This is a genomic window from Methylobacterium sp. 001424705, assembly GCF_059816145.1.
Window position 1 is genome coordinate 99,004 of record NZ_JCBANU010000003.1, and the last position, 13,637, is coordinate 112,640.

At 71.3% G+C, this 13,637-nt stretch carries 11 protein-coding genes and 1 pseudogene; 6 read left to right on the forward strand and 6 right to left on the reverse strand.

Features of this window, described 5'->3' with window-relative positions; genetic code table 11:
* Positions 1-39: 39 nt before the first annotated feature.
* Positions 40-1,362 (forward strand): MFS transporter, encoded by a 1,323-nt coding sequence (locus AC6EUL_RS04020; protein WP_499868984.1) that lies wholly within the window; start codon positions 40-42, stop codon positions 1,360-1,362.
* Between the two features lie 43 nt (positions 1,363-1,405).
* Here AC6EUL_RS04020 and AC6EUL_RS04025 read toward each other — a convergent pair whose 3' ends face one another.
* The 4 genes and pseudogenes from AC6EUL_RS04025 to AC6EUL_RS04040 form a co-directional block, all read right to left on the reverse strand.
* Complete coding sequence (locus tag AC6EUL_RS04025; RefSeq protein ID WP_499868986.1) at positions 1,406-4,489, reverse strand: efflux RND transporter permease subunit; 3,084 nt, start codon at positions 4,487-4,489, stop codon at positions 1,406-1,408.
* Between the two features lie 48 nt (positions 4,490-4,537).
* Positions 4,538-5,788 carry an efflux RND transporter periplasmic adaptor subunit gene (locus AC6EUL_RS04030; protein WP_499869094.1) on the reverse strand — a complete coding sequence of 417 codons (1,251 nt, stop codon included), beginning with the start codon at positions 5,786-5,788 and terminating at the stop codon, positions 4,538-4,540.
* Positions 5,765-6,379: pseudogene (locus tag AC6EUL_RS04035) on the reverse strand (TetR/AcrR family transcriptional regulator); the annotation flags it as partial. The gene AC6EUL_RS04030 and the pseudogene AC6EUL_RS04035, both read right to left, overlap by 24 nt.
* 2 nt (positions 6,380-6,381) lie before the next feature.
* The gene (locus tag AC6EUL_RS04040) at positions 6,382-6,615 is read right to left on the reverse strand and encodes a hypothetical protein (protein WP_056215530.1); all 234 of its coding nucleotides are present in this window, start codon (positions 6,613-6,615) and stop codon (positions 6,382-6,384) included.
* A 233-nt stretch (positions 6,616-6,848) separates the two neighbouring features.
* On the opposite strand from AC6EUL_RS04040, the gene AC6EUL_RS04045 reads away from it, so the two are divergent.
* From AC6EUL_RS04045 to AC6EUL_RS04065, 5 genes are all read left to right on the forward strand, one after another.
* Positions 6,849-8,729 (forward strand): glycoside hydrolase family 15 protein, encoded by a 1,881-nt coding sequence (locus AC6EUL_RS04045; protein WP_499868988.1) that lies wholly within the window; start codon positions 6,849-6,851, stop codon positions 8,727-8,729.
* Positions 8,730-8,816: 87 nt separating this feature from the next.
* On the forward strand, positions 8,817-9,035 hold the full coding sequence (locus tag AC6EUL_RS04050; protein ID WP_056270138.1) for a hypothetical protein: 219 nt from the start codon (positions 8,817-8,819) through the stop codon (positions 9,033-9,035).
* A 69-nt stretch (positions 9,036-9,104) separates the two neighbouring features.
* Positions 9,105-9,983, forward strand: coding sequence for an SDR family oxidoreductase (locus AC6EUL_RS04055; protein ID WP_499868990.1), 879 nt, complete (start codon positions 9,105-9,107; stop codon positions 9,981-9,983).
* 69 nt (positions 9,984-10,052) lie between these two features.
* The gene (locus AC6EUL_RS04060; RefSeq protein ID WP_499868991.1) at positions 10,053-10,328 is read left to right on the forward strand and encodes a BrnT family toxin; all 276 of its coding nucleotides are present in this window, start codon (positions 10,053-10,055) and stop codon (positions 10,326-10,328) included.
* Complete coding sequence (locus tag AC6EUL_RS04065) at positions 10,297-10,575, forward strand: helix-turn-helix domain-containing protein (RefSeq protein WP_056215521.1); 279 nt, start codon at positions 10,297-10,299, stop codon at positions 10,573-10,575. The genes AC6EUL_RS04060 and AC6EUL_RS04065 overlap by 32 nt, the downstream gene beginning before the upstream one ends.
* 13 nt (positions 10,576-10,588) lie before the next feature.
* Here the strand turns inward: AC6EUL_RS04065 and AC6EUL_RS04070 are convergent, their stop codons facing one another.
* Both AC6EUL_RS04070 and AC6EUL_RS04075 read right to left on the reverse strand, forming a co-directional pair.
* Positions 10,589-12,139 (reverse strand): GMC family oxidoreductase, encoded by a 1,551-nt coding sequence (locus AC6EUL_RS04070; protein ID WP_499868993.1) that lies wholly within the window; start codon positions 12,137-12,139, stop codon positions 10,589-10,591.
* On the reverse strand, positions 12,136-13,542 hold the full coding sequence (locus AC6EUL_RS04075; protein WP_499868995.1) for an alpha/beta hydrolase: 1,407 nt from the start codon (positions 13,540-13,542) through the stop codon (positions 12,136-12,138). The genes AC6EUL_RS04070 and AC6EUL_RS04075 overlap by 4 nt, the downstream gene beginning before the upstream one ends.
* Between the last annotated feature and the right edge of the window lie 95 nt (positions 13,543-13,637).

The following is a 13,637-nucleotide window of genomic DNA, read 5'->3' on the forward strand; positions in this document are numbered from 1 at the left end:
GGGCGGCGCGCCATCGAGACGCCTCCAGGGAGAGACACCATGACCCTCGCCGCTCCGGCCGCCCTCGGCGCGCCCGCAGAGACCCGCGAAGCCGCCACCTACCGGAAGATCGCCTGGCGGCTGATGCCGCTGATCATGGTCTGCTACTTGTTCGCCTTCTTCGACCGCATCAACATCAGCTTCGCCAAGTTCCAGCTCCAGAGCGACCTCGGCTTCAGCAACACCGCCTACGGCCTCGGCGCGAGCCTGTTCGTGGTCGGCTACGTCATCTTCGAGGTGCCCTCGAACCTGATCCTGTACCGGGTCGGCGCCCGGCGCTGGATCGCCCGGATCATGATCTCCTGGGGGCTCGCCACCGCCGCCATGGTGTTCATCACCCAGGAATGGCACTTCTACGCCCTGCGCTTCCTCATCGGCGCCATGGAGGCGGGCTTCGCCCCCGGCATCCTCTACTACCTGACCCTGTGGTTTCCGGCCTCGCGCCGCGGGCGCATCACCTCGATGCTGTTCGTGGCCTCGGCCTTCTCGGGCATCGTCGGCGCCCCGGTCTCGGGGCTGATCCTGAGCGGCCTCAACGGCGTCGCGGGACTGGCCGGATGGCAGTGGCTGTTCCTTGCCGGCGGCCTGCCCTGCCTGCTCCTTGGCGCCCTGGTGATGCGCCGCTTCGACGACCGCGTCACCGATGCCCGCTGGCTCACCGACTCCGAGAAGAGCCTGGTGGCGAGCCAGATCGCCGAGGCCAACCGCGGGATCGGCGACCACTCGCTCCTGGGCGCCATCCGCAGCCCCGGCTTCCTCAAGGTCGGGCTGATCTACTTCCTGCTCCAGATCGGCTCCTACGGCCTGAACTTCTGGGGGCCGGACCTGATCCGGACGGCGAGCGGTGCCAGCACCGGCCTGGTCGGGCTCCTGGCGGCGCTGCCCTACATCTGCGGGGCGATCAGCATGGTGGTGATCGGGCGGCTGTCCGACGCCTCCGGGAACCGACCGAAATTCGTGGCCGGCCTCGCCATCGCGGCGGCCCTGGGCTTCTTCGCCGCCGGCCTGTTCGACCGGCAGATCGTGCCGCTGATGCTGGCCCTCTGCCTCGTCGGCACCGGGATCGTCGCCTCGATCCCGACCTTCTGGACCCTGCCGCCGAAGCTCGTCACCGGGGTCGGCGCCGCCGGCGGCATCGCCCTGATCAACACCCTCGGGCAGTTCGGCGGCATCGTCAGCCCGGTCATGGTGGGCTGGGTCAAGGACCTGACCGGATCGACCACACCGGCCATCTGGGTGATCGCCGGGCTCTGCCTCGCGGCCGCCGCCATCAGCCTGTTCGCCCTGCCGGCCCAGCTGCGCCGCAGCGACCGGATCGACTGATCCGTCGCGGGGCGCCCCTTGCCCGGGGGCGCCCCGCGTGACCTCAGGCGTGGGGGACGGGGAGGGGCGCCTCGTCCGTCGCGCCGACGAAGGGGCCGAGGAGCCGGCCGAGGACGGCGCCGAGGCTGTCCATGAGCAGGAACACCGCCGGCACGAAGACCAGCGAGAGCAGGGTCGAGACGATCAGGCCCGAGATCACCGCCACCGCCATCGGCGCGCGGAACTCGCCGCCGATGCCCAGCGCCATGGCGGAGGGCACCATGCCGGCCGCCATGGCGATGGTGGTCATCACGATGGGCCGGGCGCGCTTGCGGCCGGCATCCACGATGGCGGTGACCCGGTCGACGCCGCGGGCCATCTCCTCCACGGCGAAGTCCACCAGCATGATGGCGTTCTTCGTCACCAGCCCCATCAGCATCAGGATGCCGATCACCACCGGCATCGAGATCGGCATGTTCAGGATCAGCAGGCCGAGGATCGCGCCGCCGATGGAGAGGGGCAGCGAGAACAGGATGGTCAGCGGCTGCAGGAACGAGCCGAACAGCAGCACGAGCACCGCGTAGACCATCATGATCCCGGCCCCCATCGCCATGAGGAAGCCCGAGAACACCTCGCCCATGATCTCGGCGTCGCCGGTCTGCCGGATGGTAACGCCCGGCGGCAGGGTCTTGGCCGTGGGGGTCTCCAGCGCCTGGGCGATGAGGGAGCCGAGGGCGTCGGAGCCCTCCATGTTGGCCTCCACGGCCACGCGCACCACGCGGTCGTAGCGCTCGATGGCGCCGGGCCCCTGGTCGAGCTCGATGTCGGCGACGGCCGCCAGCGGCACGGCGGCGCCGTTCTTGGCCGGCACCTTGAGGTTCTCGAGACGCGAGACCGCGCCGCGGGCGCTTTCCGGCAGTTGCACCCGGATCGGCACCTGCCGGTCGGGCGCGTTGAACTTCGCCAGGTTCAGCCCGATGTCGCCGATGGTGCCCACCCGGACGGTCTCGGCGATGGCGTCGGTGGAGACGCCGAGATCGGCCGCCGCCCCCGCCTTCGGCCGGATGCGGACCTCCGTGCGGTTGAGGGGGGCCGTCGACATCACCGAGACCAGGTGGGGGATCGCCGCCATGTCGCGCTGGAGCCGGGCGGCGACCTCGGTGACTACGTCGACATCGGGTCCGCCGACCACGAGAGCGAGGTCGCGCTGGCCGCCGTCGCGCAGGGTCCAAGAGCGGATGTCGGGTTCCTGGGCGAGCAGGCCGGCGATCTCGGTCTCGATGGCGGCCTGCTTGGCGGAGCGCTGATTCTTCGGCGTCAGGTTGACGATCAGGGTGGCGAGCCGGGTCTCCTTCTTGCCGCCGGCCTGGCGGCCGCCGTCGACGAAGACCGAGACCACCTCGGGCAGGGCCCGGATGCGGGCCACCACCCGGTCCGAGACCGCGACGGTGTCGGGCAGGCGGGCGCCGGGCGCGAGCTCGACCATGAACAGCGTGCGGGCATTGTCCTGCTTCGGCACGAACCCCGAGGGCAGGAGGCCGGTGGAGGCCAGCGAGCCGGCGAACAGCGCGAGGCCGACGATCAGCGTAACGACGCGGTGGCGCACCGACCAGCCGACGACGCGGCCATAGGCGCGCATTACCGAGCCCTCCTTCGCCTCCTCGTGGTCGTGGTCGCGCAGGAAGTAGGCGGCCAGCATCGGGGTGATCAGGCGCGCGACCAGCAGCGACATGAACACCGAGACCGCGATGGTGAGGCCGAACTGCATGAAGTAGCGGCCCGCGATGCCGCCCATGAAGGAGACCGGTGCGAACACCGCGATCAGGGTCGCCGTGATGGCGATGACCGCGAGCCCGATCTCGTCGGCGCCCTCGATGGCGGCGCGGTAGGGTGATTTGCCGAGCCGCATGTGCCGGACGATGTTCTCGATCTCCACGATGGCGTCGTCGACGAGGATGCCGGTGACCAGCGTGATGGCGAGCAGGCTGATGCCGTTCAGGGTGAAGCCCATCGCGTCCATCGCCCAGAAGGTCGGGAAGACCGAGAGCGGCAGGGCGATCGCGGCGATCAGCGTCGCGCGCCAGTCGCGCAGGAACAGGAACACCACCAGCACGGCGAGCGCCGCCCCCTCGATCAGGGTGTGCATCGCCGAATCGTAGGAGCCGATGGTGGCCGCCACCGAGGAGTCGATGGTCTCGAACCGGATGTCGGGATAGGCGGTCTTGAACGCGGCGATGCGCGTCTCGACACCGGCCGCGACCTCGGCGTCGCTGGCGCCCGAGCCGCGCGAGACCGCGAAGGCGACCACCGGCTCGCCGTTGAAGCGCGCGAAGGTGCGCGGCTCCTCGATGGCATCCTCCAGCGTCGCCAGTTCGTCGAGGCGGACCTTGCGGCCCCCGGAAAGCACGATGGAGGTGGCCTTGAGGTCGCGCAGCGAGCGCGAGGCGGCCAGCGTCCGGATCGACTGCTCGCGCCCGCCGACCTCGCCGCGGCCGCCCGCCATGTCGGCGGAGGTCAGGCGCAGCTGACGGTTCACGTCGGCCGCCGTGATGCCCAGCGCCAGCAGGCGGTCGGGGAGCAGGGTGACGCGCATCTCGCGGGCGACGCCGCCGACGCGCTCGACGCCGCCGACGCCCTTCACGCCCTGGAGCGAGCGGGCGACCTTGTCCTCCACGAACCAGGACAGCTCGGCCGGCGTCATGCCGGGCGACGTCACGCCGTAGATCAGGATCGGCAGGCCGGTGATCTCGACGCGCTGGATCACCGGCTCGTCGATGGTGCGGGGCAGGTTGATGCGGATCTTGGAGACCGCGTCCTTGACGTCGTTGACGGCCCGGTCGGTGTTCACCTCCAGGCGGAACTCCACCGTGGTGACGGAGGAGCCCTCGGTGATGGCCGAGGTGATGTGCTTGACCCCGCGCACCCCGGCGATGGAATCCTCGACCCACTTCGTGACCTGCGTCTGCAGCTCGGCGGGGGCCGACCCGCTCTGCGTGATCGTCACCGAGACGATCGGCACGTCGACGTTGGGCATCCGCGTCACCGCGAGGCTGCGGAAGCTGACGAGACCAAGCACGATCAGCACCAGGAACAGCACGAGCGGCGCGATCGGGTGGCGGATCGCCCAGGCGGAGATATTCAGGCGCATGCGTCGGCTCGATGGGGGGTTCGGATCGGGAGACGAGGCGGCGCCCGGTCAGGGCGTCCCGGCCTCGGCGGTCTCGCGCGGGGAGGGGGCGGCGGCCACGGCCGGCTCCGGCACGGCCAGCGCCACCGGGCGGACCCGGTCGCCGTCGCGCAGGAAGCTGCCGGCGCGGGCCACCACGCGCTCGCCGTCGGCGAGTCCGGCGCGGATCTCGATGTCGTCGTCGTCGGACAGGCCGGTGCGGACCTCGCGGGCCTCGACCACGTCGTCGGCGACCACGAGGACGGAGCTGCGCTTGCCCCCGCCGTAGAGCACGGAGGCCTGCGGCACGGTCACGCCGCGGGTCCGGGCGAGCTCGACGGCGCCCCGCGCGAAGGTGCCGATGCGCAGGCGCGGATCCGGCTCCAGGCGGACGCGGACTTGGCCGAGGCGGGTCGCCCGGTCGACCTCCGGGTAGACGGTCCGCACGCTGCCCGACAGGCGGACACCGTCGCCGAGGTCGATCCAGGCCGGGGCGTTCTCGCGCAGCTGCGGCAGCTTGGTCTCGATGACCTCGCCCTCGAGTTCGATCTCGCCCCGGGCGATCAGGCGGAACAGGGGCTCGGCCGAGGCGGAGGCGGCCAGGCCCACCCGGGCGGTGCGGCGACTGACGATGCCGGCCTCCGGCGCGCGGATCTCCGTGCGGGCCAGGCGCAGGTTCAGTTCCTCCAGCACGGCCCGGGCCTGGGCGAGGTCGGCCCGGGCGATGCGCAGGCCGTTGCGGGCGAAGGCGAGCTTGCCCTCGGCCTGGCGCAGGCTGGCGGTGCGGCCCTCCATCACGGCCGCGGTGGCGTTGCCGGTCTTCAGGAGCTGCTGCACCCGCTCGAAGGCGAGGCGCGCCTCGGTCTCGGCGGCCTCCGCCTGCTCGATGCTGCTCTGGGCCTGGGGCACGGCGGCCTCGGCCTTCTCCACCAGGGCCGCCTGCTGGGCGAGCTGACGGTCGATGAGGTCGCGCGAGAGACGGGCGAGCACCTGCCCCCGGGCCACCCGGGCACCTTCCTCCACCAGCACCTCGGTGACCCGGTAGCCCTCGATCTCGGGCGTCACCAGGATTTCGTCGCGCGGGACCAGGGTGCCGGTGACGACCACCGACTCGACGATCTCGCGCCGCCTGGCTCCGACCACGCTGATCGTCGGCACGAGGCCGGCCTTGACCGGCTGGGCCGCGCCGGCCAGCGGCTGGGTGGAGCCTGCCGGCGGCTGGGTGGAGCCTGCCGGCGGCTTGGCCGGGCCGGCGAGAGCTGCGGAGGCCGGCAGCGCCAGGGCGAGCCCGGCCTCGATCAGGGCCTGGAGCTGCGCCACGGCGAGACCCGTGTCGAAATCGGGGAGGATGGCCCGGCTCAGGACGATCCCCTTCAACTGGGGCGCCAGCAGGGCGTAGAGGGCGACGGGATCGCAATCCGGAGCGGTGGCGAGGTCGGCGAAGGTCTCCTCGAACCAGGCCCGGGCCTCCGCCTCGGTCTCCGCCGTGAGCGCCGCGATGGCCGGGTTGCGGGTGCCCTCGGACCAGATCTCCAGGCGCAGCACCGCCGCCTCCCGGGTCAGGGCGCCGAAATACTGGCCGAGCACGCCGAACAACGCGCCGCGCCGGTCGCCCTCCTGCTGGAGGCGCGTCACCAGCTGGGCGCCGCTGATCCGTTCCCGCTCCACGAGGCCCAGGACCAGCGCCTCCTTGGAGCGGAAGTAGTGGTAGAAGTTGCCCGCCGTCATGCCGGCCTCGCGGGCGAGGTCCTGCATCGTGGTGCGGTGGAACCCGTTGCGCACGAAACAGGCGCAGGCGGCGTCGAGGATCTGTTCCCGGCGCGCGGCCTGGCTGGCGCGGGCGTCGATGAGGGTGCCGACCGGCGAGGCCATGGTCAGGAGACCCGTCCGTCCGCCGACGGCGCGACCACCCGGCAGGCGGCGACCGAGGCGTCCGCATCGGCGCAGAGGCGGGCCTGCCAGCCGACCGGGCCGTTGCCGGTCCAGGCGATGAGCGCGGCCCAGCCGAGCACCAGCACGGCCCCGAGCAGCAGGTGCTCGGGCGCGAGAAGCGCCCGCGCCTTCCGCACCAGCGCCTCGAACGGGAAATCCTCGTGCGTCCGCTGCATCGCATCCTCCACTCGACGCCATCGTCGTATTGAATGTTCATTCACTGGTCAATGAGCGTTCATTCTGGCCGTGCGGAAGGGCACGGCGATGGGGCCTCACGGCCACGAGCGCCCTGCCCCGCGGGCCGCCGTGTCAACATGAAGCAAGCCGGGACCGGAACGGCCGCCCGCCGCGCGGGTTCGAGGAGACCCCCGCGGAGGATCCCGGTCGGCTCGGTTCGGACACGCGCGACGTGCGCGGACGGCCCGTGGCGCCACGCCCGGCCCCGGCCGGTATCGTCCGCTCACCACCCGAGGTCGCCCGCACCGTGCTGAAGCCTTTCCCCCGCGAGGGCGGTGCCGTCGGCCGCACCGACGGATTTCTCCCGATCGAGGGCTACGCGGCGATCGGCGAGGGCCGCTCGGTGGCACTCTCGGGGGCCGACGGCTCCATCGACTGGTGGTGCTGTCCCAATCTCGACTCGCCGCCGCTGTTCGACCGCATGCTCAGCCCGGAGGAGGGCGGCTACTTCGCGATCACGCCGGAGGAGCCCTTCACCGCCGAGATCGGCTACCGCGACGGCAGCAACGTCCACGAGACCGTCTTCACCACGAAGACCGGACGCGCGCGCCTCACCGAGAGCCTGAACAGCGGCCCCGCCGGGCGCCTGCCCTGGGCGGAACTCGCGCGCCGGATCGAGGGTCTGGAGGGGCACGTGCGCTTCCGGGTGGCCTTGGTCTTCGGCACGCGGGGCGACACGGCCGCCCCCTATCTCTCGGGCAACAGCAACGGCACCGCCTTCCACGTGGCCGGCATGATGGGCCTGTTCCGCACCAGCGACGGCATCCGGATCGAGACGGAGAACGACCACGTCATCTCGGGCTCCGTCGAGGTGCGGGCGGGTCAGCGCGAGGTCGTCGCCATCGTGGCCGCCGAGAACCAGCCCCTGGTGGTGGCGCCGATCGACGAGATCGACGGGCGCATCGACGTCTCGTGCCAGGAATGGCGGGACTGGACCGAGCGTCTCGCCTATCGGGGCCGCTATGCCGAGCAGGTCGAGCGCAGCGCCCTCGCGCTGAAGCTGCTGCTCTACTCGCCCACCGGCGCCATCGCGGCGGCGGCCACGAGTTCCCTGCCCGAGGGCATCGGCGGCTCCAAGAACTACGATTACCGCTACGCCTGGATCCGCGATGCCGGCTACGTCATCAAGGCCTTCCTGCGCCTGGGTGCGCAGGCCGAGGCCAACGCGGCTCTGTCCTGGCTGATGCGCCACATCGGCGAGCACGGGGCGCAGGTGCTCTACACCCTCGACGGCGGCTGCGTGCCCGGCGAGCGGGACATCGACCTGCCGGGCTATCGCGGCTCGCGCCCCGTGCGCACCGGCAACGCCGCCACGGGCCAGCACCAGCACGGCATCTACGGCGACATCTTCGAGACCGCCGAGCGCTTCGTGGCCGACGGCAACATGCTCGATCTGCGCACCGGGACGCTGCTCGCCCAGCTCGCCGACCAATGCGCCGAATCCTGGAAGCTCAAGGATGCGGGCATCTGGGAGTTGCCGGAGGCCGAGCACTACACCGGCTCCAAGATCAGCTGCTGGCAGGCGCTGGCCCGGGCGGTGGAACTCGCCGATGGCGGCCACCTACCGGGCACCTGCCGCGAGCGCTGGGCCCGGGCCCGCGACCGCGTCGCGGACTGGATCGACCGGAACTGCTGGTCGGAGGCCAAGCAATCCTACGTCATGTATCCCGGCACGGAGAAGCTCGATGCCTCCCTGACGCTGGCCGTACGCTTCCGCTTCGGCAACCCCGAGCGCCTCGCGGCCACCTGCCGGGCCATCGACCGGGAACTCGGACGCGGCCCCTATCACTACCGCTACACCGGCGCCGAGGCGGAGGAGGGCTGCTTCCTCGCCTGCACCTTCTGGCTCGTGGAGGCCAGGGCCCTGCTCGGGGAGACGGCGGAAGCGCAAGCCGCGTTCGAGGCCCTGGTGAAGGCCCTCGACCGGAATTCCGGCACCTATTCGGAGATGGCTGACCCGGTCAGCGGCACCTATCTCGGCAACCTGCCGCAGGGGCTGACCCATCTGGCCCTGATCCAGGCCGCTGCCACCCTGTCGGGCCTGAGCCTGTAGATGACTGCGGCGCCCGGCGGGAGCTTTGGTCGCAGATCCGACCCGGGCCCTGCCGCGTTGCCGGGGAGCCCATCAGGAGACGGCAGCATGGCCAAGACCACGAACAAGACCACGGACACGACCAATCCGGACGTGACGACCTACATCCTGAAGCAGGCCATGGCCGCACGCGTCGACGATCACGTGGAGATCGCGGTCGAGGCCGAGGACGGAACCACCTTCAAGATCCGCGCGACGCCCGACCAGCTCGATGCCCTCACGGGCGACCTCGAGACCATTCTCGAGGCCGACGACGCGGACGCCTGATCGTCCCGGGGCCCGCCGCCCGGTGGGCCCCTTTTTGTTGAAGACAGCCCCGGAAGGCCTCAGACGCCGATGACCATCGATCCCCGCGACGCCGGCCCGCGGCCGCCCTTTCCCGGCGACCAGCAACAGGAACGGCCGGGCCTGACCTCGCGGATGCGTCCGGCCCCCGACCACGGCGAGACGAGCTACGTCGGCAAGGGGCTCCTCACCGACCGCGTCGCCCTGGTGACCGGCGGCGATTCCGGGATCGGCCGGGCCGTGGCCATCGCGTATGCCCGCGAGGGCGCCGACGTGGCGATCGCGTACCTGCCGGTCGAGCAGTCCGATGCCGAGGACACCGCCGAATGGGTGCGCAAGGCGGGCCGGCGCGTCCTGCTCCTGCCCGGCGACCTGCGCGACCCGACCTATTGCCGCGACCTCGTCGCCCGCACCGTGTCCGAACTCGGCGGGCTCGACATCCTCGTGAACAACGCCGCCGCGCAGGTGGTCAACGAGGACCTCGACGACGTGACGCCGGAGGATCTCGAGGGGTCGTTCCGCGCCAACGTCTTCGCGATGCTCTACCTCGCCCAGGCGGCCGTGCCGCACATGAAGCCGGGCTCGGCGATCGTGAACTCCACGAGCCAGCAGGCCAAGATCGCCGACAAGACCATGCTGGTCTACGCCGCCACCAAGGGCGCCATCGCGAGCCTGACCATCGGCCTGTCCAACCTGCTGGCGCCGAAGGGCATCCGGGTGAACTGCGTCGCCCCGGGCCCGGTCTGGACCCCGATCCAACCCATCGTGAAGAGCCCCGAGCAGATCGCCTCCCTCGGCGCCGACACGCCCCTCGGCCGCGCCGGCCAGCCGGCCGAACTCGCCCCCGCCTACGTGCTCCTCGCCTCGCGGGAGGGCAGCTACATGACCGGTGCGCTGGTGCCGGTCACGGGCGGGACGCCGATGTATTGAGGGGCTGTGCAGGCGAATACCGCTGAGAGACTTTACAGACCGTACGGAAATTCCGTATGTTCACGGCTGATGACGCGAGAGCGGTATGACCCTGTCAAGAACGCAGCCAACCTGGAGAAACACCGGGTCTCGCTCGCACTCGGGGATCGGATTTTCGCGGACGACGATCATGTGATCGTTCCCTCCATCCGTGAGATCGATGGAGAGGAACGATTCAAAGTGATCGGGATCGTCGGCGATAAGCTCTTTACGGGCGATTTCGTCCGCCGGTCCGGTCAGCCCCGCTTCATTTCGGTTAGAAGGAGCAACACGGGTGAAGAACGAGCCTATCGCGCTTCCAACTGATCCGACCGACGATCAGGATTTCGACGCGACGTCCGAGGCCTTGGACCGAGGCCAGCGCGCGCGGCTCATCCGTCGAACGCGGACCGGCCTCGGTCTGTCGCAGTCCGAGTTCGCGAGCCGATTTCGGGTTCCGGTCGGCACCCTACGCGACTGGGAACAGGCACGTGCGACCGCACCGGATTTCGCCATCGCCTATGTCAGGGTGATCGGCCGCTACCCGGACATTGTGGCTCAAGCGGTGGCCTGAGCCGAGTCGACTCTCAGCGTCCGGCCTTGAGGAAGGCCTCGGCGCTGCGCAGGCTCAGCGCCATGATCGTCAGCGCCGGGTTGGCGGCGAGCGAACTCGGGAAAGTCGAGCCGTCGCAGATCCAGAGGTTCGGGACCTCGAAGCTGCGGCCGACGGGGTCGACCACCGCCGTGTCGCCGTCGCGGCCCATGCGGCAGGTGCCGATGGTGTGGGCGACGCGCTCCAGGGTCCAGAGATCCGTGGCCCCCGCCGCCTCCCAGACCTGATTCAGGAAGCGGGTCGCGTGAGCGTTGAGGCGCTCCTCGTTCCGGCTGTAGCCGAAGCTGATCGCGGCCTTGCGCATGCCCAGAGCGTCGACCTCGTCGGACAGCGTCAGGACGTTGGCGTCGCAGGGCAGGGTCTCGCCGTTGATGCCGATCCCGGCCATGTGGTTGTAGCGGGCCAGTTGGTCGGCCAGCGCCCGCCCCCAGAGCTTGCGGCCCCGCGCCAGGGAATTGGCGAAGGTGAGGGGCACCACGCCGAGGCTCTGGACGAGGTAGCCGCCGGCGAAGTCCGCATCGGCCGGGCGGATCATGTCCTCGGTGATGAGCGAGGACGGGTAGCCCTTGTTCATGCGCATCTCGGGCTCGAAGGTGCCCCAGACCTGGGTGGCGACGTGGCCCATGTAGTTGCGCCCGACTTGGCCGCTGCCGTTGGCGAGGTCGAGATGCAGCAGGAGACGCGCGGATTCCACCGAGCCGGCGCAGAGGAAGACGGTGCGGCAGGGCTGACGATGGTCGATGCCGCCCTGGCGATAGATCACCGCCGTCACCCGGCCGTCCTTCGCGCGCTCGATGCCGTGGACCCGGGCCTCGGCCCGGATCTCGGCGCCGTGATGGACGGCGAGCGGCAGATAGGTGACGTCCATGCTGGTCTTGGCGCCGTTGCGGCAGCCCTGATGGCAGTAGCCGCAATTGATGCAGCCGGGCCGGGTCGGGCCGTGCTCCTGCGCGAAGGCGCGCGAGACCACGGCCGCCGGCGCATCGGCGTAGCGCACGCCGAGCGCCGCGCAGGCGCTGGCCATGGCCTGGGCCGGGGCGTTTCGGGCGACGGGGCCGAGCGGGTAGGTGCGCGCGTCGTCCCAGGGATACGAGGCCGGGCCGGACACGCCGATGAAGGCCTCGACGCGCGCGTAGAAGGGCAGCAGCTCGGCGTAGTCGAGGGGCCAGTCGACGCCCTCGCCGGTCTCGGTGTGGAGGCGCAGGTCGCGGGCATCGGCCCGGGGCGTGAAGGCGCCCCAGTGCAAGGTGGAACCGCCGACACCGGTGCCGCTGTTGTTGCCGCCGAAGGCCTCGGGCGTCGAGCCGCCGCTGATCCGCTCCTCGGTCCAGTAGATCTCGTCGGCCAGGGTCTCGTCGAAGGCGAATCCCTTCGGGTCGAAATTCGGACCCGCTTCCAGGGCGACACAGGAGAGGCCGGCCTGGGCGAGGCGCGCCAGCAGGGGGGCACCACCGGCGCCGGTGCCGATCACCACCGCGTCGACGGTCTCGGAGGTGGCGTGGCGACGCATCGCATCGAGGTTCATCGGGCGGTCTCCAGGGGGGCGTTCGGTTCCCAGGCCTCGCGCTGGCCGATGCCGACCGCGTGGAACCCGGGCAGGGGTTCGGTGTCGCCGCCGGCGCCGATGCCGCCGAAGTTCATGCGGGCGAGGGCGACAGGGTGGGCAAGATAGGTGCGGGCCACGTCCGCGCGCAGGTCCTCGAACCAGAAGCCCATCTGCTCCGCATCGAGATCACCGGAGACCGCACCGGATTCCAGGCTTCCGAGCATCGCGTCCTGCGCCTCGGCCCCGAGGGCGACGAAGGGCGCGTCGTGGGCGGCGCGGGCGGCAGCGTCCAGGGTGCGAAGGGCGCGCCGGTAGGCTTCCGGGTCGGGGGGAAGCCGGGCGAAGCGCCAGCCATCCCCCGCCCCGCTCGCCAGCCGCGCGTCGATGCGGGCGGCAAAATCGATGGTCCCGGCGCCGTCCAGCGGAAGCACCCGGGCGCAGGCGGCCCGCAGGATGGCGAGGCCGACCGGATCGAGGGCCCGGGGCTGATAGGCCGGATCGTCGGGCTCGGCGCGCTGCAGCAGGGCCGCGCGCAGGCGGGCATTCACCCGGTCGGACCGGATCAGGGCCGCGTAGGAATCCGGGATCGCGGGCGCCTCGGCTTCGTTCGAGACCGCTCCGGCCGCGAGGCTCCGCACCGCTTCGGCCACCGCCTCGGGGCGCTCCAGGGGGATGAGGTGCCCGGTCCCTGCGAGAGACACGAGACGATGATGGGCGAGGTGCGGCGCCGTCAGCGCGGCCTGGGCGGCGGGGCCGAGATCGGCATCCTCCGCACCCGCCAGGAGGATCGCCGGGCTGCGCAGCACGCCGATGCGCGCGCACCAGTCCTCGCGGCTGCCCGCGGTGAGCCAGAGCGTCCAGGCATCGGGGCTGGCACGCAGCACATCCGCCACCGTCCGCGCCATCCGGTCCGGGTCGAGGGGCCGCGCGATGTTCGCGGCGACGAAGGCCTCGGCCTCCCGCTGCCGGGTCTCGGAATCGGCGCCGATCCAGGCGATCATGGCGGCGCGCTTGTCCTCGCCCATGGGCTCGGGGGAGGGTGGCGAACCCGCCATGAACACGAGGCCGGTCAGGCCTTCGAGGCCGGGCGCGCCGTCCTCCGCCTGCCGGGCGACCGCCAGGGCGACCTTGGCGCCCATGCTGTTGCCGGCCAGCATCCACCGTTCCGGCGCGTCGGCGCGAATCCGGGCGGCCACGCCCTCCGCCATCGCGGCGACGTCCCGGCCGGCGTCGGCACCGTCCGCGCCGAAGCCCGGCAGGTCGAGGGCGACGCAGGTCACGGCATCCGCGAGGTGTTGCGCGACCGTCTCGAAAGTCCTGGCACTGCCGCCGAGGTAATGAAGGCAATATAAGACCGGGCGGTCGGATGATGTGATCGACATAGGCCCGAAAGAGCGCGCGGCGTCGCGCGTTCAAGTCATCGGGGACGCGGCGTTCGGCAGCAGCCCGGGCGCGGAACGAACGCCTACGCCGGTTG